At 38.2% G+C, this 19,936-nt stretch carries 20 protein-coding genes and 1 pseudogene; 6 read left to right on the top strand and 15 right to left on the bottom strand.

All coding sequences use genetic code 11. The features are described 5' to 3' along the window. Positions 1–25 precede the first annotated feature (25 nt). The 4 genes from BTR25_RS09695 to BTR25_RS09680 all read right to left on the bottom strand — a co-directional run bounded on the left by BTR25_RS09695 (position 26) and on the right by BTR25_RS09680 (position 3,263). Entirely contained in the window at positions 26–613 is a 588-nt protein-coding gene (locus BTR25_RS09695; RefSeq protein WP_083652312.1) for a CBO0543 family protein, read from the bottom strand. A gap of 120 nt (positions 614–733) precedes the next feature. Beyond that, on the bottom strand, positions 734–1,354 hold the full coding sequence (locus BTR25_RS09690) for a DUF3298 and DUF4163 domain-containing protein (protein WP_175596737.1): 621 nt from the start codon (positions 1,352–1,354) through the stop codon (positions 734–736). Positions 1,355–1,423: 69 nt separating this feature from the next. Further along, positions 1,424–1,924, bottom strand: coding sequence for a hypothetical protein (locus BTR25_RS09685; protein WP_075687863.1), 501 nt, complete (start codon positions 1,922–1,924; stop codon positions 1,424–1,426). 184 nt (positions 1,925–2,108) lie between these two features. Next, entirely contained in the window at positions 2,109–3,263 is a 1,155-nt protein-coding gene (locus BTR25_RS09680; RefSeq protein ID WP_075687862.1) for a serine hydrolase domain-containing protein, read from the bottom strand. Positions 3,264–3,391: 128 nt separating this feature from the next. Between BTR25_RS09680 and BTR25_RS09675 the strand changes: the two genes are divergently transcribed. Beyond that, the gene (locus tag BTR25_RS09675) at positions 3,392–3,880 is read left to right on the top strand and encodes a GNAT family N-acetyltransferase (protein ID WP_075687861.1); all 489 of its coding nucleotides are present in this window, start codon (positions 3,392–3,394) and stop codon (positions 3,878–3,880) included. 145 nt (positions 3,881–4,025) lie between these two features. Here the strand turns inward: BTR25_RS09675 and BTR25_RS09670 are convergent, their stop codons facing one another. Beyond that, the gene (locus BTR25_RS09670) at positions 4,026–5,027 is read right to left on the bottom strand and encodes an LLM class flavin-dependent oxidoreductase (protein WP_075687860.1); all 1,002 of its coding nucleotides are present in this window, start codon (positions 5,025–5,027) and stop codon (positions 4,026–4,028) included. Positions 5,028–5,507: 480 nt separating this feature from the next. Here BTR25_RS09670 and BTR25_RS09665 point away from each other — a divergent pair, with 480 nt between their 5' ends. Further along, the gene (locus tag BTR25_RS09665; protein ID WP_075687859.1) at positions 5,508–6,194 is read left to right on the top strand and encodes a cell wall hydrolase; all 687 of its coding nucleotides are present in this window, start codon (positions 5,508–5,510) and stop codon (positions 6,192–6,194) included. 88 nt (positions 6,195–6,282) lie between these two features. After that, positions 6,283–6,711: a DUF2383 domain-containing protein gene (locus tag BTR25_RS09660; protein ID WP_075687858.1), complete on the top strand. Its 429-nt coding sequence runs from the start codon at positions 6,283–6,285 to the stop codon at positions 6,709–6,711. A gap of 53 nt (positions 6,712–6,764) precedes the next feature. Here the strand turns inward: BTR25_RS09660 and BTR25_RS09655 are convergent, their stop codons facing one another. From BTR25_RS09655 to BTR25_RS09635, 5 genes are all read right to left on the bottom strand, one after another. Beyond that, positions 6,765–7,094: a nuclear transport factor 2 family protein gene (locus BTR25_RS09655; RefSeq protein WP_075687857.1), complete on the bottom strand. Its 330-nt coding sequence runs from the start codon at positions 7,092–7,094 to the stop codon at positions 6,765–6,767. Positions 7,095–7,108: 14 nt separating this feature from the next. Then, entirely contained in the window at positions 7,109–7,630 is a 522-nt protein-coding gene (locus BTR25_RS09650) for a cupin domain-containing protein (RefSeq protein WP_075687856.1), read from the bottom strand. Positions 7,631–7,757: 127 nt separating this feature from the next. Further along, positions 7,758–7,910, bottom strand: coding sequence for a Fur-regulated basic protein FbpA (locus BTR25_RS09645; protein ID WP_075687855.1), 153 nt, complete (start codon positions 7,908–7,910; stop codon positions 7,758–7,760). A 188-nt stretch (positions 7,911–8,098) separates the two neighbouring features. Further along, positions 8,099–8,566 (bottom strand): SRPBCC domain-containing protein, encoded by a 468-nt coding sequence (locus BTR25_RS09640; protein ID WP_075687854.1) that lies wholly within the window; start codon positions 8,564–8,566, stop codon positions 8,099–8,101. 176 nt (positions 8,567–8,742) lie between these two features. Further along, positions 8,743–10,821, bottom strand: coding sequence for a transglycosylase domain-containing protein (locus BTR25_RS09635; RefSeq protein ID WP_075687853.1), 2,079 nt, complete (start codon positions 10,819–10,821; stop codon positions 8,743–8,745). Between the two features lie 267 nt (positions 10,822–11,088). Here BTR25_RS09635 and BTR25_RS09630 point away from each other — a divergent pair. Next, positions 11,089–12,425 (top strand): annotated as a pseudogene (locus BTR25_RS09630) (sodium-dependent transporter). Between the two features lie 77 nt (positions 12,426–12,502). Here the strand turns inward: BTR25_RS09630 and BTR25_RS09625 are convergent. The 3 genes from BTR25_RS09625 to BTR25_RS09610 form a co-directional block, all read right to left on the bottom strand. Further along, positions 12,503–15,226 (bottom strand): EAL domain-containing protein, encoded by a 2,724-nt coding sequence (locus BTR25_RS09625; RefSeq protein ID WP_083652311.1) that lies wholly within the window; start codon positions 15,224–15,226, stop codon positions 12,503–12,505. Positions 15,227–15,371: 145 nt separating this feature from the next. Beyond that, complete coding sequence (locus tag BTR25_RS09615) at positions 15,372–15,560, bottom strand: hypothetical protein (RefSeq protein WP_075687852.1); 189 nt, start codon at positions 15,558–15,560, stop codon at positions 15,372–15,374. 82 nt (positions 15,561–15,642) lie between these two features. Next, entirely contained in the window at positions 15,643–16,008 is a 366-nt protein-coding gene (locus BTR25_RS09610; protein WP_075687851.1) for a VOC family protein, read from the bottom strand. A gap of 246 nt (positions 16,009–16,254) precedes the next feature. On the opposite strand from BTR25_RS09610, the gene BTR25_RS09605 reads away from it, so the two are divergent. Both BTR25_RS09605 and BTR25_RS28410 read left to right on the top strand, forming a co-directional pair. Next, positions 16,255–16,434 (top strand): hypothetical protein, encoded by a 180-nt coding sequence (locus BTR25_RS09605; protein WP_075687850.1) that lies wholly within the window; start codon positions 16,255–16,257, stop codon positions 16,432–16,434. A gap of 168 nt (positions 16,435–16,602) precedes the next feature. Then, positions 16,603–17,712, top strand: coding sequence for a C40 family peptidase (locus BTR25_RS28410; protein WP_083652310.1), 1,110 nt, complete (start codon positions 16,603–16,605; stop codon positions 17,710–17,712). 64 nt (positions 17,713–17,776) lie between these two features. Here BTR25_RS28410 and BTR25_RS09595 read toward each other — a convergent pair whose 3' ends face one another. Further along, positions 17,777–18,064 carry a restriction endonuclease gene (locus tag BTR25_RS09595; protein ID WP_075687849.1) on the bottom strand — a complete coding sequence of 96 codons (288 nt, stop codon included), beginning with the start codon at positions 18,062–18,064 and terminating at the stop codon, positions 17,777–17,779. Between the two features lie 142 nt (positions 18,065–18,206). Continuing rightward, on the bottom strand, positions 18,207–19,925 hold the full coding sequence (cysI, locus tag BTR25_RS09590) for an assimilatory sulfite reductase (NADPH) hemoprotein subunit (protein WP_075687848.1): 1,719 nt from the start codon (positions 19,923–19,925) through the stop codon (positions 18,207–18,209). Between the last annotated feature and the right edge of the window lie 11 nt (positions 19,926–19,936).

The following is a 19,936-nucleotide window of genomic DNA, read 5'->3' as shown; positions in this document are numbered from 1 at the left end:
GTAAGCATTGTACATGCTTACCTTTTTATTTATCCATTTTTGGTTTCTCACGCAAAGGCAGTCTCAAAAAAATGTTTGTAATTATTTTTGAAAATATAAAGATAATACAATAAAACATAAATAAGTGAAGAAAGTTGATTCCTTTATGCAATTTAAATAGTTCATGCATGTTGATAATCGGCTTGAATACAAAAGATAAAAAAACCGACAAGCCAATGGAATAAATATAAAAGTTTTTGTTTGTTTTCAATGTCCATTGGTATACATACATAAATAATATGGGAACTAAAGCGGCATCTAGCGAAACATTCCCAGGTATAAATGGGAAGATTTTATAAGGGTAACCCCAGAAACCATTCTCACTTCCGATTCTGTCAATATAACCAAACCATACATGGATATTAAAACCATAAAAGCCTATCAATAATTTGTTCTTCCCATCTATGAAAAAAAGCACTGACACAAGCGGTAGCAAAAAAAACAAGATAAGAATGATCCAAAACTGCCAAGTATCAAGAGCTGAATGAGCATGCCAATAATCTACTTGTGTTTCATTGAGATGCTGCTGCATCGATTTTATTTTTTCATATGCGTCTAATTGCCCTTTATCCACGGTCCACCTCGCCTAATTTATGAGTTTATTTTCTCCAAAATAAACGAATATATTATACGAAGTGTTTTTTGTACAATAATCTTCCAATTAAATTACATGGAACCTCCGCCACTTTGACAGCTAATTATTTTCTGCCATCCTTCCTAAGGCCCCGTTATCTTCAATGATTTCTTGAAGATCAAAGACGGAAATCGGAAACATCGGAAATCCATACACATAGGGAGTTATTTCATAAAGTTGAAAGTAGATAACCAGTGTCTTGTCTGCAATATAAAAGTCCTGATCAGGTTGTATAGCTGTGAAATTGTCTAACAAAGGGATTTCTCTTTGCTCAATTTGTATCTTAATTAATTCAGAAAGTCTTTTTACATAATTACTATTAGACTTAAACAGGTCTTTCAATTCGCAGTGGTTCCCTTTTTGCAGGTCAAATGTAAGTGATTTAATGTATGTCATGCCATGTGCGGCTTTTTGGTGATAAGTATAATTGGATAGTGATAGGCTTAGCACGTCACGCTGATTGTTTTTAATTTCATATAAGCCCAGCATCTCTTCTACTGTACTTGGCATATTTCCGACTTGCTGGTCAATTAATGCTTGTGTTTGACGGACAATGGCTCGATTTATTGATCTTTCAAATTGGTTATTGTCCATTCTAATTACCTTTGGAAAATAAACTATCTTTTTTGGCCCTGTGCTAACTCTTTGTGTATGTATGTGTACTGGAAAATTAATAGGCATACCCGATCTCCTCGAATCCTTTTTAAACACATACTATTCTTCAAATAACTGGATGTGTATTTATTCTAGTTACTTACTTTCCATTTTGCTTTCTGCCTCCATTTCAACATCTACATTCCGATGATTTTTTGTCTGAAACATATTTTTCGAAACAGAATTTAGTTTGTTTAAAAAACGGTTAAACCCAAACCCAACAAAAAAAGCTAAGCTTATTTGTGCAAACGGGGCGGTTTCAAAGTCGACGAACTCGATTAGTAAAATTCCACTTTGGATTAATGTAACTGCTACTACGGCTGTGCCAGTTGCAAAAATGGGATAAAAAATATACATAATCCATTTTCGATAATCGGTTAACTTACCATCCATATAGTGGGAACAAAACATATATAGATGTCTTAGAGAACCGCCAATCGCCCCAGCAAAGAAATAATATAAGAAGATTTTTATATCAGCAATAACTGGGATCGTCTCGTCAAGAGCACCTGTCCACAACATCCCAACCGCAATAAAACTGCCAAAGAATAATAGTGTAAGGTATGTTAGAATAACAGCCTTTAACCATACCTTCATATATAATCACCTCCTCTAGCGATTACTATATCTTATGATGAAGTGCTAAATGATGTGTTTATACAAGACCAATGTTCATTAGTGATCAGAGAAACCGTCTTATAGCACCTATACAAGAAAAACAATTTACACCAATTAAAAAAGGCTCCCTTGGGAAGCCCTTAGCAAAAAACATATTATCCTGTTAAAGTGCTCCATAAATGACATTACGTAATCTTGGCTGATGGTATGCCTCAAAGTTTGGAAGCATTTGCTGCATATATACTGCAGAAAGCTTCTCCTTTGGATCAATTAACACCCATGTACCTGCTAAACCAGACCAGCCAAACTCACCTAACGAACTATTGCTCCCGCCAGCTTGTGGATTCATCATGACCCTGACTCCCAGCCCGTAACCATAACCTGCAAGATAATCCCAGTCATAACAAGTGAGTTGTTCAGCCGTAAGATGGTTGGTTGACATGAGTTCAATCGTCCTTCTTCCTAGTATTCTTACTCCATCAAGTTCTCCATCGTTTGCCAGCATATGAGCAAAGCGACTGTAATCACTTAACGTGGATAATAAGCCAGCACCCCCGCTTTCAAAGCTGACCCCTTGTTGATAGGGAAAATCCATCTCGGTGATTTCATGCAGAGAACCATCTTCCTTACGATGATAAAGACGGGCAAGCCTATGCTTTTTTTCATCTGGGATCGTAAAAAAGGTGTCCTGCATCGATAGCGGTTCAAATATCTCTTTCTGAAGAAATTCCCCAAATGTCATTCCGGACAATACCTCAATCAACGCAGCTAGTACATCATGACTTAAACCATATCGCCACTGACTTCCCGGGTCGAAGGCTAATGGAATGGCAGCTAACGCCTTGGATAATTCTCGGACATTTATTGTTTTATCATTTCTTAATGAAGCCATTACTTCCCTAACTTCACGCTCTGTCTCATTGGCATCACCATCATAGGTTATACCTGAAGTCATCATGAACAGATCTTTTACACGTATGGATTTTGATGCAGGGGTTATGTATAATTCACCTTTATCATTCGTGCGGTAAACCTTGGGATTTTCGAATTCTGGCAGGTATTTTTCTAAAGGGTCATTTAGAAGAAAATATCCACGCTCATATAGGGTTAGTGCTGCGACACATGTGACGACCTTAGTCATTGAATAAATTCGATAAATCGTATCTGCTTTTATCGCCTTCTCTGTCTTTAAATCTGAAAACCCAACATAATCTTCAAAACGGGTTTCTCCCTTATGGTTCACTGAAAGTGCACAGCCAGCTGGTCCTTTTTCAATGAATCCTTTTAATAAAGGGCTTAACTTTTTTAAATGATCCAATTAACCTACCTCTTTTCATTGGTTTGTAGCTTAGTTAAATTATAACCTTTGAGGATATATATTTCGATATTTTTGGCAGAATATGAGATTATTTTAATTATCGTCTATACAACGAAAGGATGATCATATTGTTACAAATACGGAACGTAAAATTGGAAGATCTACCTTACTTAGTAATAATTGAGAACCTTTGTTTTATAAAGGAAGAGGCAGCTACGGAAGAAGCGTTTAAAAAACGAATTCAAAATATTCCCGACAGTTTTTTTGTCGCAGAAGAAGACAGAGAGATTGTCGGGTTGATTAATGGTCCAGTGATTCATAAGCCCTACATTTCAGATGACTTATTTAATGATCTTAAGTCAAATCCGGCCTCCGGTGGACATCAAAGTATTTTAGGAGTGGCAGTGGCAACGCCATTTCAAAAGCGGGGAGTGGCCTCTGCACTGCTTATCCATCTCGAACGGAAAGCAAAGCTTCACAACCGTGAAACCATTACACTCACTTGTAAAAAAGACTTAATTGGCTTCTACGAAAAGCTAGGCTACATGAACCAAGGAGTTTCAGAATCAGAACATGGCGGTGTTATATGGTATAACATGATGAAAAAAATTCATTAAACTAAAAATAGGACCTCCTAAAAAGGAGGTCCTATTTCATTCTGTTGATAAAGTCTTTTACAATGGACAATTTATAGAAAATTTTATAAAAGAAAGAACTTACTCAACACGGCAAATAAATGCCACTTATGAGTAAATTCCTTTTTTATCTTCCGTCCACTATTGCCTTTAAAATTTCATATGACCGTTTTTGTTTATCCTGATCATATATATACGAAACTGCCATGAACTCATCTACATCAAATTGTTCTTGGAAATCGGTTAACTGCTGACGAATGCTATCTTTATTCCCTAACAGTGTCACACTCGACATTGATTCAGCCATTTCTGCTTCAGCAGGGCTCCAAATCCCATCCATTGTGTCTACTGGCGGCTTTAGTTTGTTTTGCGAGCCACGGACAACATTTAGGAAGAATTGCTTCATGGTAGTTGATAGCTTTTCAGCCTCTTCATCAGTCTCAGCTGCAATTACATTTAAACAAACCATCATATAAGGCTGCTCCAAGTACTCTGACGGCTGGAACTCTCTTCGATAGATAGAAATCGCTTCTGCCATAAATCTTGGTGCAAAATGGGAAGCGAAAACATATGGCAGACCTAATTTTGCCGCTAAGTGTGCAGAATCAGTGGATGAACCCAGGATGTAAATTGGAACATTCGTGCCAACACCTGGATATGCTTTCACATAGCTTTGCTGATTCTCTGAGCCAAAGTAGGTAAGAAGTGCTTGAACATCGTTCGGAAATGTATAAACAGAATCATTTTTCGAACGTCTTAAAGCATTTGCGGTCATCATATCTGTGCCTGGTGCTCTTCCAAGTCCTAATTCCACACGATTCGGATAAATCGTTGCCATTGTTCCAAATTGTTCAGCGACCACTAATGGAGAATGGTTCGGCAGCATAATTCCACCAGATCCGACCCGGATGGTGTCGGTGTGTTCAAGCGTATGTTGGATTAAGAGAGAAGTTGCTGAACTTACAAGGGTAGGTGTGTTATGATGCTCAGCTATCCAGTATCGTTGGTACCCCATCTTCTCTGTCGCCTGTGCAAGGTCCACCATTGACTCAATCGCTTGTTTAGCAGTCTGACCTTCGCGGATGGGGGCAAGATTTAAAACAGAAACAGGTATATTAATTGTTGCCATGTTTATAATTCCTTTCGGTTTGAAGATACATTCATATAGTAACAAGTTACGTGATGGAAAAAAAATTAAATGCTTACTTACTTGGCTGTGTTAAAATTACCTTTGATTTACGCTCCAGGCACTTCGCTTTCCGCGGGGAGGTCCTGGGGCCTCCTCGGCACTTTTAGTGCCTGTGGGGTCTCCAGAAACCTCTACATCCCGCAGGAGTCGAGTGCCCTTCGCTCCAATCTACCAACAGTATCCTTTAACACAGCCATTTACTTATCCTTTGTTACTTCAAATAATATCATTCCCACAGGTTTATTTCTTCTGTTCTGACCACATATTCAAACTACTTAATTGGAATTTTTATCCACTATAAGTAATAGATTGTTATCTCTATGTTACCAAACTGTAATACTAATCTACTTAAGGCGTTCATAGTAATAGAGTTATACAAAAGCTTAAACCAAAACCGAATCAACTAGGAGGACTAGAAATATGAAAAAAGTAACTTTTTTACTAACGATTTTAGCTATGGTATTATTTGCTACTCCAGCGTATGCACATACTGTCCAAAAAGGTGACACGATGAGTAAAATCGCAAGAGAAAGTGGATTATCCCTACAAGAGTTAGCAGAGATTAACCCACATATTACCGACCTTAATCTTATACATATTGGACAAACCGTTCATACTACTAAAACAATTGATTCTATTGAAGTGTCCCCGGCTAGTGAACCAATGCCTTCTATTAATCCTGAAAAAGCTAGTGAATTAACATCTACTACTACTAAAATAATAGAAGAAAGTACTCCAAACCAAAGTCTTTCCGATTCTGAAATAGACCTGTTAGCTCGATTAGTTAGAGCTGAAGCTCAGACTGAACCTTTTGAAGGGAAAGTCGCGGTAGCTTGTGTTGTTTTAAACAGAATAGAAAGTTCACAATTCCCCGATACCCTTAAGGAAGTGATCTATGCTCCGCGACAATTTCAGCCTGYCAGCAATGGTGCTATTAATAAGCCAGCTGATGAGGACTCCATCAATGCGGTAATAGCTGCCTTATCACAGCAGCGTGAGATGGCACCAGGTGCATTATTCTTTTACAATCCCTCTATTGCCACAAGTCGCTGGCTAGATACAAGAGAAACAACCCTTGTCATTGGTCAGCATGTATTTAAGAAATAGAGACTATTAAAAAAACAGCCCTAAAATAATTGAGTTAACGAATAAATCACAATTACTGCTAAATAATAGAAGCAAGGATGTGATTTTTATGACAAACGAGACCGTTATTGAGGAATTAAACACACTACTAAGAGGAACTTATATGGGCATTCGCTCTCTAGAACACTATATCCAAGAAGTAGACAATGCCGACTTAAAGAAACAACTTCAATCGATGCAGCAAGAAGTGAAAGAAAATGCGCAAAAAATAGCTGAACGAATCCAAAACCTAGGTGGAGTGCCGGCTGATAGTGAAGGATTCTCAGGCAGTATGCACAGTTATATGCATAAAATCATGCTCCCCGATGATCAAACGAGCATGATTGAGGATGCAATCAAGGGAATGAATAACTATGGTGTTGAGTATTCAGAGGAGCTTGTAAAAGGTGATCTTGACCCTGAAAGCAGAAAAATCGCTGAAGAAGTAATCGATACCAGCCGCAGACATGTTGAGCAGTTAAAACACATACTGCATTAAATTTAGAAAGGCCCTTGCCCTATTCCAAGGACAAAGGCCTGCCTGCCTTTTTCTTATTCTCTTATAAACCAAACTTTAGAAATCAAATTATTTTCTACTTCATAAATAGCCATTAAACTAGCTTTTTCTCCTGTAAGTCCATTCGTAGCAATTTCCCAATCAATGACTCGATTACCGACAATCGATCTATTTATTATTTCTGCAAACATTTTCTTTTTAAATGTCTCCAGGTATCTTTCCACCAGTGCCTGCTTTCCACTTAACGTGACCGTGTTGTCAGGAAAAGTATATACCGTAATATCATCTGCGTATGTACTGGCAAAACCATTAATATCTTGCTTGTTATAATACTCAATTTGTTGTTGCACTACTTTTTCAATCACTTTATTCTGCTCCCTTATTTTAGAATCTCTTTATAGGCCAATTTCATGATAATTTCTAGGTGCTGTGGGTATTTATCTAAAAGCTCGTCCTGTGTAAATAATTCAAAGTCTTGGAATTCAAATCCTGGTGACACCATACAGCCTACAAGAGCACATGTATCTTCTACCATAACCGATGATCCGAAGATTGAATTTCTCTTTACTAACGCTTGTGGAACTTCTCCATTGTCGAGATTTATGCCAAGTTTTATTTCCTCATACTCACCGTTTTCATGTATGATATGAACCGTAAGTGGACTCCCGCCGTGATAATACCACAGTTCATCTGATTTAAGCCGGTGGAAATGAGAAACATCGTTTGAGGTTAACAGGAAGTAAATACTGGTAAACAACTTACGCTCACCATCATAATTTACCGATAGTTCCTGGTCTGTTATACGTTCGTCTGATTCGAAGGTACTTTTGAAGTACCCGCCTTCGGGATGCGGGCTAAGTTCGAGTTTCGATACCCATTTATGTAACTCATTAATATGCATGAAGATAATTAACCCCTTTCACTTCTGCCGGTAATTTAACATACCTAATCATTAAGTATACAATTCTTTCTTTTAAAAAACACGAAAAGCCGGAAACCTCCGGCTTTGGGTTTAAGTATGATTTTCCTCACGCCATTTGTTTATGATACTCTTCTTCTAAGTCATTCAGTGTTAGTTCATATAAATGCTTATCTTCTTTCTTAAAAACACCCACCTTTATAAGTTCACTGATGAAGAATTGCCTTTTTTGCTGGATCGGCATTAGGAGTAAGTTCTTCATAGAAGCACCTCCATTTTGTAATATTCCATAACAACAAATATCATTTTATCTATTTAGTTATTCAGTTTTTGTCGATTGGTAAGATATTGCTAAACTTTAAAAGTATTGTAACCTCTATTTAATAAAAGTAATCGTTCTATTTATCTAAGGAAATATAATAAAGAAGAAGGCAAGTAATGGAGTCCCATTCACCTGCCTTCTCGTTTTAATTTATATAACGTCACTTTAATTTCTCGTTCTAACTTTTGAAAAAATCTCTCTAACCCTTTATTCGCCCCGCCATCCAACATCCGTTTTGCTGCAACAGAAAGTGCACCTGTTACCTCGGCATCTGCAACAATAGAAAGTTTGGTACCTCCCTGCGCTTCATAAAAGTTAAGATCGGCATATGCCTCAATCTCCCCTAGATTCCCTTTTCCTTTAACATGCAGCCGATAAAAGGACGGTGCCAATTCTTTTTGTCTGCAGATATCGATGATAAAATGATCCTTAATAGGACCCATACTGATTTCAACTTCGGCTTTATATACGCCAGATGAACTCTCAACAAAAGACTTACAACCTGAAATGGAATTTCTAAGTACATTTTGATCTTTAATAAACTTCCAGACTATTCTTCGCGGTAACCCAAAGGTATATTCATATTTTATTTTCAACTTTTACCCTCCAATGAACAAGATAAATTTGACTAACAACATTTATTATTCTATTCAAGGGGATTTAACTTGTTAAAACGACAACACCATTTTTAATCGATGACGATGCAAAATAGAAGGCTCCGAAGCCTTATTGTTAAGGGTTCGGAGCCTTAATATTGACTGTTCAATATTTTTTAGTCATCGTCATCGTCATCATCATCTTCTTCTTTACCCTTTTTACCCTTTTCTTTTCCCTTACCATTATTCTGTTTCTCCTTATCTTTTTTTTCTTCCTTTCTAGCTTTTTCTGCTTCTTTTTTAACTTTCTCTTCTTTTTCTTTTCTTTTTTGCAGCTCTTCCTTGTAGGTCTTTTCAATAAGTGATAAGTCGAATTTTTGATTAGAGATCTCTGACAGCGATTTATTTAAGATTTCTTTAAAAATTACTGGTGCAGTTCCCCCGCTAGAGATCGTAAGAAAATGGTTTTCATCTGTTTTGTCATAGCCGAGCCAAACAGCACCTACGATGTTAGGGATATATCCAATAAACCAATGGTCCTTTGCCCCTCCGTTGTTCGCAAATGGAAGTTGTGTTGTCCCGGTTTTTCCTGCAACATCAAGGCCTGTCAGTTTAGCATTTTTGCCAGTACCTTCTGTGACTACACCTTTTAGCATATAGGTGATTTTCTGGGCCACTTCTGGTTCTGTCACTTTAGTTGACTTCTTTTCCCATTTTGCAATGATCTTCCCTCTGGAATCTTCAATTTTTTGAATGGAATGTGCCTCGGGCATAACTCCATTGTTGGCAAATGCGGTGTAAGCCTGTGCCATCAAAAGTGGTGAGGTCCCCTCATTCATTCCTCCGAGAGCAATACTAAGAGAAGAATCTTCATCCTTCAAAGGAATTCCAAAGCGTTCCACTGACTTCGTTCCCTGTTCTAACCCAATTTTATTGAGTAACCAAACGGGAGGGACATTATATGAATTCACAACGGCATCATACATCGTCACCTGTCCTCGGTAACGCTTATCATAATTCTGTGGCTGATAGCCCCCTATGTTGATTGGTTTATCTTCTAAAAGATCAAATATTTCATACCCCTGTTCTAAAGCGGGAGTATATACAGCCAATGGTTTCATAGTAGAACCTGGCTGTCTGACTAATTGTGTCGCACGATTAAAACCTAAAAACGTATGTTCACCGCGGCCGCCCACGAGTGCCTGTATCCCTCCAGTGGAAGAGTTAATGAAAATAGCACCACTTTGAAGCAGTTGATTATCTTGGCTGGCAGGAAACAGATTCTCATTTTGATATACCTCTTCGGTTGCCGTTTGAATAATAGGATTTAACTCCGTATAAATATGAAGACCTCCAGAAAGCACTTCATTTTTTGTTAGCTTATATCTTTTCATCGCTTCGTCAATGATGTGATCAACATAATATGGGTATTTGCCATTGTACTCATCTTCTACCTGGTTATCATTTAATACAATCGTTTGGCTCTTCGCTGCTTCGAGGTCGCTTTGATTAATATAGCCTTCATTTTTCATCAATGTTAACACGATGTCTCTACGCTCTATCGCTTTTTCCACATTTTTAAAGGGCGAAAGGATGGAGGGAGCTTTTATTAACCCAGCAAGCATGGCTGCTTCACTCAAAGTTAATTCACTAACATCCTTACCAAAATAGGTTTTTGCAGCACGCCCAATCCCCCATGCTCCCTCTCCAAAATAAATCTGATTTAAATATCTCTCGATAATTTCATCCTTTGTGTAAGAACGTTCGATCTTTTTGGTGATAATCAGCTCTTTTACTTTCCTTGTATAGGTCCTTTCATGTGTTAGAAACACATTTTTGGCCAACTGTTGTGTAATTGTACTTCCTCCTGCTACAATATCACCGCTCAGCATATTCTTAAAAAACGCTCGAACGATCGCTACGTAATTAATGCCATTATGCTTATAAAAACGTTGATCCTCCGTAGCAATGACCGCATGGATTACTTCACTAGGAATTTTCTTTATTCCTACCCCTTCGATCCGAGAACTTGAGATCTTACTGGCAATGTCACCGTTTTGGTCATAAATAATCGTCGGCTGCGGAGCAGGCTGATTTAACTTACTCACATCACTCGTCCATATAAAAATATTAATAATAAGCAAAAACAAAATAGCCGCAACCATGCCGGTTACGATTAGTTTCTGAATCCAGCCCTTAGAAAAGAAATGAAACCCATCATGTTTAGCCGCTCTTCTCTGCTGTCTCGTTTCCATTCTACCTACCCCCAGTGACAGGCACTCCCCGATTTCTTTGATTCACGGATTGTTTTACGTACCTGACAATATTTCATTTGCACATTGCTTTATTTTAAAACGAATATAGGTATTGTCAATGAGAAATAAGTCATACTTTGAGCTGATAGGAATAGCTTTTTCATGGTAATTTTCTGTATCTCTTATAAAAAACTACAAATATTTTGTTAACAATAGTATTATTGTACAATACGAATTTTTTAGACAGAAGAAGGAGTTTACTTTTACATGAAAAATAATGATCAATGGACTTCTAAACTTGGATTCATTCTACTGCTGCTGGCTCAGCCATTGGGCTTGGTGCGATTTGGAAGTTTCCTTATATGGCGGGGACGAACGGTGGAGGAGTCTTTTTCCTGATTTTCCTACTATTAACCGTCTTCGTTGGCACACCGATTTTAATTGCGGAATTTGTTATTGGACGTTCTGCCCAAAAAGATGCTGTGACTGCCTATCGTAAGCTGTCACCAAATTCTCGCTGGCACTTAATGGGATACGGCGGGGTGATTGTTTCATTCATCATTCTCTCGTTCTATAGCGTAGTTGGCGGCTGGATTCTATCTTATCTAGGGAGAAGCCTAATAGGTGCATTGACTTCTGAATTAGACTATGGAAATTTGTTCACACACATCATTACTCATCCTTTTGAGTCTGTGGTAAGTCAATTCATTTTCCTTCTATTAACCATCATAGTTGTTCAGGGAGGAATCCAAGCAGGGATTGAACGTGCTAGTAAATATATGATGCCAGCCTTGTTTATATTATTCATCGTACTTGTGATTCGGTCACTGACTCTAGATGGGGCAATGGAAGGAGTTAAGTTTCTATTACAGCCTGATTTTTCTGCTATTAAAGCTGAGACAATTCTTTATGCTCTGGGGCAATCATTTTTTGCTCTTAGTGTAGGGAGCTCTGTGATGGTCACCTATGCTTCATATTTATCAAAGCAGGAAAATATGGTTAAGTCAGCCTTTTCAGTGGTCGGTTTAAACATCTTTATTTCCCTGCTTGCAGGCCTTGTTATTTTTCCAGCGGTGTTTGCACTGGGATTTGAGCCTGGGGCAGGTCCGGGGCTAGTATTTGTCGTTCTGCCAGCCGTCTTTAATCAAATGGCCTTTGGCGGGATCTTTTTAGCCATCTTCCTAGTCTTACTGCTTTTTGCAACGTTAACTTCTGCATTTTCGCTGCTAGAAATTATCGTCGCCGTTCTTGTCAAAGATAAGACAAACAAGCGGAAAATGGCAACTTGGAGTGCGGGTATTCTTATTTTTTTAATGGGTATTCCAAGTGCACTATCGTTTGGAGTCCTGTCCGATGTACAAATTGCAGGCAAATCTGTCTTTGATTTTGCAGATTTTATCACTAGCAATATTGGTCTTCCGCTTGGAGCTCTTTTGATTTCGCTGTACGTGGGCTATAGACTTCCCCGGAAGCTAGTAAGAGAAGAATTAGAACTAGGTACTAAAGGAATCGGTGTTTTGTTTGATATCTGGTACTTCTTAATACGCTATATTGTTCCGGTAGGCATACTGTTTGTCTTCTTCCATTCCATAGGACTATTTTAAAAAACTTATAAACACAAAAAGGTTGCCGCAGATAAATGGCAACCTTTTTACTATAAAAATATCTGATGCTTGTACGACTAAGATCTCGGCAATCTTATTTCAACTGTTGTTCCCTGGTTTTCTTTACTTTTAAAGGTAATTGTACCATTGTGCTGTTTAATGATTCTAAACGAAATCATTAGACCTAGTCCGGTTCCCTTTTCCTTATTGCTGTAGAATGGTTCTCCTAATCTTTGGAGCCGTTCTTCACTGATTCCAATACCATTATCGGAAATCTTAACAACGAGGTAATCTTCTTCTGTACAAATCCTAATTTTTATTAAACCATCCGTTTGAATCGATTCAATACTATTTTTAATGATATTAATAAACACTTGCTTCAGTTGGTTAGGATCACAAATAATCTGTGGTACATTAGGTTCAATCTCCATAGAAAACTGAATGTTCATTAAGTTAGCTTCCGATTCGAGCAAGGTTTCTACCTCTTTTAACAAGACAGGAATGCTAGCAAAACTAGGTTTCATTTCTTGATTTTTCGCTAGAGAGAGAAACTCTTTAATAATGTCCTCGATTCGGTCAAATTCACCAAGAATAACATCAAAGTATTCATCCTTTATCATGCCTCTTTGAAAAAGTTGAATAAATCCCTTTATTGCGGTAATCGGGTTTCGTATTTCATGGGCCACACCCGCTGCTAGCTCACCAACTAACTGCAGCTTTTCCGCCTTCCATAGCTGTTCCTCTGCGGATCTTTTTTCTGTAATATCCCTACCTGTTACAACAATATGCTCTACTTCACCATTGTCTCCAAGGACAGGATTACAAAAAAGTTCAAATAACTTCCATTCCTGTTTTTTATTCTTGATACGAACCTCGGATTTTTGAGCAAATTTCTCCTGCATTATTTGCTGGTATAGAGATGAAGTGACTAATTGATCATCTGGATGAATATAGTGAATTGCGTTTTTGCCTTCATAATACTCTAAAGGATGACCCAATACCGTTTCATGTGAAGGAGAAGCATACAATACCTTCCCCTTAATATCCAATATGGAAACTAAGTCGTTCATGTTGTCGGCGATTGTCCGATATTTTTTTTGGCTTTCTTGTAATTCTTTTTCGACTCGTTTTCTTTCGGTAATATCAACACAAGAACCAATCACTTCAACCACTTCGCCGCCACGTCTCACTGGGCTTAGTGCAGCAAGATAGAAGATTCCATTCGATTCATTTTCATATGTCAGATGCTCTTCCCCATTCCAGGCTCGCTCATAATAACTTAACTTATCGGCAGCAAATTCCTGTGGAAGGAATTCAAATAAACTTTTCCCAACTACTTGAGAAGGGACCAGACCCATCCGGTACAATAATTCCCCATCACACAGAGTATGGATAAATTCACCATTTATTAATTTATATTTAAAAGTCATGCCTTGCTGAAAGCGAATCGTTTCTGATAATTCTTTTCTAGCCTTTCTCAACATTTCCTGCATCCAGATATGTTCGTTCCTCGTTTCAGACAAACCATATTCTTTTACTTTCTTTTGAATATCATGATATCTTTCTTCTAATTCCAATGCTGGTAAGGCCTTAGTAAAAAAGTACCCTTGACCCTCTTCACAAAGATATTCTTGTAAAAATAGAAGCTGCTCCCTCGTTTCAATCCCTTTTGCCACGACGCTTAAATTTAGGTTATGTGCCATCGAAATGATTGTTTTAACAATCGTTTCATCGTTGGGATCTTGATACAACTTTTGAACAAACGACTGGTCAATCTTTAACGAATCTAACGGGAATTGTTTTAAATAGCTTAACGAACTAAATCCAGTTCCAAAATTATCTATACTTATACGGACTCCTAGCTTTTTGAGCTTATTTAAGATCCTTATAGTCCGGTCGATATCTACTGTCATACTCTCAGTGATTTCTAGTTCTAAATAACTTGGTTCTAGACCCGTTTCTCTTAAAGCCATTTCCACAGTGTCTACGAAGTTTTCTTTCGTGAATTGTAAAGGGGATAAGTTTACAGAAACTACCGTCAAAAAACCCTTGCGATGCCACTCCTTATTTTGTTTACAAGCTGTAAACAAAGTCCATTCCCCTATCGGATTTATTAACCCGGACTCTTCTGCAATGGATATAAACGAACCTGGAGGAATGATTCCAAATTTCCCATGGTTCCAGCGAACCAATGCTTCGACACCAATAATATTACCTGTTTTTAAATCTACTCTTGGCTGGTAATGCAACAGGAGTTCGTTCCGTTCAATCGCTTCATAGAGGTCCATTTCCATTTTTAAAGGATTGGAAGTAAAAGATTGCTGGTAGTCGCATTGAGGGTTGTATTTGTTTTTTCCAGCCTTTCTAGCTTCCCGTATAGCGATATCAGCATGATAATGGAAAAGTTCAGTTTCCCCGCCAAGAATTTTTCTGGTAGAGGTAATGTCCTGACCCACAACCATAATTGCTTTATTACTATTAAAAGTCACCTCAACAACGCTTGTTTGCAGGTAAATTTCCCTTCCATCCAGCGAAATGAGTTTCCCTACAACCATGTCCTCGTCTCGGTTTTTTAACAAAGATAAGATTTTCCCTTCAAACTTGGGTCCAAACAAATCTTTTATAGACTTGCCAATCAAGCCGGCATTGTTCCCACCGATAATTCTCGTCGCTTTCTGATTAGCATAAACAATTCTTCCCTCTTGATAAACAAATATAATATTCGGAGACATATCAATAAGGTGATGAAATTGCTCCTGATCCCCCAATATTTGGTTATTGTCTCTTTTGATCGTCTTCATTCTCAATCACCTTTTCTACGACATAAAAAAAGCTATCCTATATAAAGAATAGCATTTTTTATGGTTTTAGGTAACTATAGTCGTTCAGTTTTTTTGAAATTGATAGACAAAACCTTGTCCAATCGTAAAGCTACTAAAATGTTCTCTATTCTCCTTCATTAACAACAATTTTAAAGCCTTGCTGCTTAGGACCATCCTCGTAAACATCCCGTGTAACTATGTAAAAACCTTCACCCTTTTCATCGGTGATCACCATCTCACTTGGACTTTTATCCACTGCTGCTGCGTCCAGACTGTGGTATGGTAAACCTAACACTGAAATATCAAAAGACATGATATTCCCCCCCTTTCTTTTCTCTAAATCTTACCGTTTTTTTTATTTTCGAGCAAGAAATCTATCTTTACAATTAAATAAATTAGAGCCATTCCAGTATTTCAATTCGATTCCCAAAGGGGTCTGATACATAAAAGCGATTAGCACCAGGTAATTTATTGTCTTCAATGACATCTACACCATTTGCGTTCAAATGCGTCTTCAAAAGTACAATATTTTCGACTTCAAAAGCAGGATGTGCCTTTCTAGCGGGTACGAATGGCTCTTCTATTCCGATATGCAATTGTGTACTGCCATTTTTAAACCAAACCCCGCCTCGTTTCCTAAGTTCTTCCGGCTTTTCAATTTCCTCAAAACCCAAAATATCTTTAAAAAAACCTCTTGCTGTGTCTTCACCACCCTTTGGAGCGGCCAGTTGAACATGATCAATTGCCTTAAACCGAAACATACAAATTCCCCCTTTTAATTTCTTATATTATATAAAACCTGTAAAATATCCTTCAAGTTTCTACATATGATGGGGTTTCTTTCATAAATTACCGTCGATATTCGTAAAATCAAGCCTTTTCTTTACATATTCTAGGGATATATGTAGATAAGTTTTTTACCGTGTTTGCAGGAATAACTACACTCTATCAAAAATTATTAAGACAAGACAAATTGTCTAACGAATACGTTGAAAGGTGGTCTCTGCGTGGAATTATCCCTACAACAAATCGTCGAAGGTTTGCCGAAAACCTTACTTAATGCCACAGATCGTGACTTAGAAGGATTTCAAAAGATTATTGATGAGACAATCAAATTACGTGAAGGACATCGAAATTTACAAAAGATGATTAAAAACTTTTCTACTTCCAACATCCAGCGATCATAAAACTCTAATAGGTGACTTACTGAGAGGTTAAACCACCTCTCTTATTTTTTGGTACGAAACATGTTTGTTATTTGTTTGTAAAGCTAATAATACACGATTGATAACTTGCTATGTTATACTCACGGAGGAATCAAATAATTCAGATTTTTAAGATAAGGAAGTGATGTAGTGAAGAGAGTGAGTAGAATTTTTGTAAGTTTAGCTATATTTATTTTAACAGGATCAGCCTTTTACATAACCTCAGCTAATGCCGAAACTAACAGTTCCCTACCTCATCCAGTTCCAACAGGTGAAACAACAGAAAACATTGAAAATCCTGCAACCATCAATGAGGATCAATTAAAGTTCGTCTATAAATTAACCCAAGTAAATCAAGCCCTTCAGGATAATCAGGAATACATAAAAAAAATAGAGTTAGAAGTGGAAAATGCAACATCAAAGGTTACCAGTCTGAAAGAGGAAATTAAGTTTATTGAAAATCGAATTAAAAAACGGAATAGTGTAATGAAAGAACGCGCGCTCACATTGCAGCAAAGCGGGGGTAATGTAACCTATCTTGAGGTACTGCTAGGTTCAACCAGCTTTGGAGATTTTCTTGAGCGAGTTGGAGCCATTGTGACTATTTTTGAGGCAGACCGGACCATTTTAGAACAGCAGGAGTCTGAAAAGCTAGACCTGGAAGGTAAGAGAGCTTCCTTAGATAAGGAACTTGCCTCCCTTGCAAATATGAAAAGCGATCTAGAAGGAATGCAAGCCCAATTAATTGAGCAACAGAAACAATTTGAATCTCTTTCGGAACAGGAAGAAACGGATTCTAATGAACAAGTTGCACCCAACACAAATTTAGATTCTCTTCCAATCATTGACGATGAATACATAGCAGCCATTATTACAGCGGGTTATCCATATATCGGGAATTCTGTCTACGTATTTGGAGGCGGGAGAAATGAATATGATATTGCAAATGGAAGATTTGATTGCTCCGGATTTGTTCATTGGGCTTTTGCTCAAGCAGGAGTAAAAATTGGAGCATCGACTGATGTCCTAGCTCAATCGGGAAGTCAAGTTCCAGTCGAAGAAGTTAAGCCTGGAGACCTAGTTTTTTTTGATACATACAAAAAAGACGGACATGTTGGAATCTACATAGGAGATGGTAAATTTATTGGCTCACAGAGCGATCTTGGTGTATCCATTGCTGACATGACAACAGGGTACTGGCTCGAAACCTTTAATGGTCGAGTAGTTCGGATCATAGAAAATGAAACAAATAATAGCTAACTATGTAATCCCCTTAATTGATACACGAATATCCAAAGATAGGTGTCCTAAAAAAGGACACTTTTTATTTTCCCTTTCTTTGATTAGATTTTCTAATCTTCATTATTTTAGTTGAAGGTTGTTTTCGGACCCATTTTATGAATTTTGCAAGTCTTTCATCTTCTCTCATCTCACAAATGGTAGTGAGGCGACCTGCAATTTCTTCATTGGTATAAAGGGCATGGACTTGTTTGTGACAAGGGATACATAAATTTGCAGTCGGGCCAAAGGTACCACCCATTTCTTTTGGCAGAAGATGATGTATGGTTGTTTCAACATCACTTCGACCACATAGTTCACATACACTACTCATTTTTTATCACTCCTCGTTCCCCCTCTTAACATTTTCTATTTCTCTCCCACTTATCCGGGTAAGCGAATCTACTTCTACATGCTTTGTTATGACTAAATGAAAAAAAGAAGTCCTCAACAGTAGAGAACTTCCTTTTTTTGCATTATTCATGAAAATTGGTGCCGTCTGTTGTGGCTTTCACTATTCCGGCACGAATAACAAAATCTCCAAAGTGTTCCCCTTCGTTTCGTTCCTTTGCATAGCGCGGAATAATCGAGCCTAATTCTCTTAATATTTCTTCTTCACCAATATTTTCACGGTACATTTTGCTGAGGCGGCTTCCGTCAAAAGCTGCACCGAGATACATATTGTATTTACCTGGAGCTTTCCCAATAAAACCAATTTCACCAAGTGCATGGCGGGCACATCCATTCGGACAACCAGTCATTCTGATGGTGATTTCTTTGTTGCGAAGACCGTTTTCTTCAACAATTTCATCGATTTTATCAATCAAACGAGGTAGATAGCGTTCTGCTTCTGCCATTGCTAGACCACATGTAGGGAGTGAAACACAGGCCATTGAACTGCGGCGTAAAGCTGAATACTGTGCTCCATCCGTCAATCCAAACTTTTCAATTAGCTCACTAATTTGTTTCTTTTTCTGACTTGTGACATTACCGATGATCAGGTTTTGGTTAGAAGTAAGGCGGAAGTCTCCCTTGTGGATTTTGGCGATTTCACGTAAGCCAGTCTTAAGCTTGTACTCGTCGAAATCAGCCACCCGGCCTCCTTCAACAAATAGTGTTAAATGCCATTTCCCTTTGACACCCTTTACCCATCCGTAGCGATCTCCATTATGATCGAAATGATATGGTTTTGCTTCAGCTAAGCTCCAGCCTAAGCGATTTTCTAGTTCTTCCACCACTGTTTCTAAACCAAGACGGTCAACTGTATATTTAAAACGGGCATATTTGCGAACAGAACGATTACCGTAATCGCGCTGAATCGTAATAATTTTTTCTGCCACATCATACATTTGTTCAGGCTTACAAAAGCCAATAACTTTCCCTAACTGCGGATAGGTTGCCGTATCACCATGCGACATTCCCATACCGCCGCCGACCGTCACGTTAAAACCTAAGAGCTTCTCGTCTTGGATTACAGCAATGAAACCTAAGTCCTGAGAAAAGACATCAATATCATTTGAAGGTGGAACAGCAATTCCAATTTTAAATTTCCTTGGTAGATAAAGCGGGCCGTACATTGGTTCCACTTCTTCAACCTCTGGAGTCCCTGCCACTTTTTCTTCATCAAGCCAGATTTCATGGTAGGCTCTTGTGCGCGGAAGTAAATCATTGCTCAATTTTTTTGACCACTCATAGACTTCGGTATGAATTTCCGATTGATAGGGATTAGAGGTACACATCACATTCCGGTTTACGTCTCCGCATGCGGCTATCGTATCCATAAGAGCACCGTGGATTTCTTGAATTGTTTTTTTCATATTCCATTTTAAAATTCCATGAATTTGGAATGTCTCACGAGTTGTTAGTTTTAACGTACTATTCCCATATTTTTCGGCAAGTTCATCCATCACCAGCCATTGTGCTGGTGTAGCTACGCCGCCTGGAAGGCGAACACGAAGCATGAACTGATACGCCGGCTCAAGCTTTTGCTTTTGGCGCTCAGCTCGAAGGTCACGGTCGTCCTGTAAGTAACTGCCATGGTGTTTCATCAGGCGGTTGTCATCATCAGGAATTCCGGCACTGATCCGGTCTAGCATTACTTCCTTCAAAGTGCCGCGTAAAAAGTCACTTCGATCTTTTATATCCTCGACATCGCTTGGCGGTCCGGCCGGTGCTTGTAATTTTTGGTTCACCATGTTGAAAATAC

Origin of the sequence: Bacillus sp. MRMR6, assembly GCF_001940785.1 — a bacterium.
Taxonomy (GTDB): domain Bacteria; phylum Bacillota; class Bacilli; order Bacillales; family Cytobacillaceae; genus Neobacillus.
This window is presented reverse-complemented; position numbering and strand designations above follow the sequence as displayed.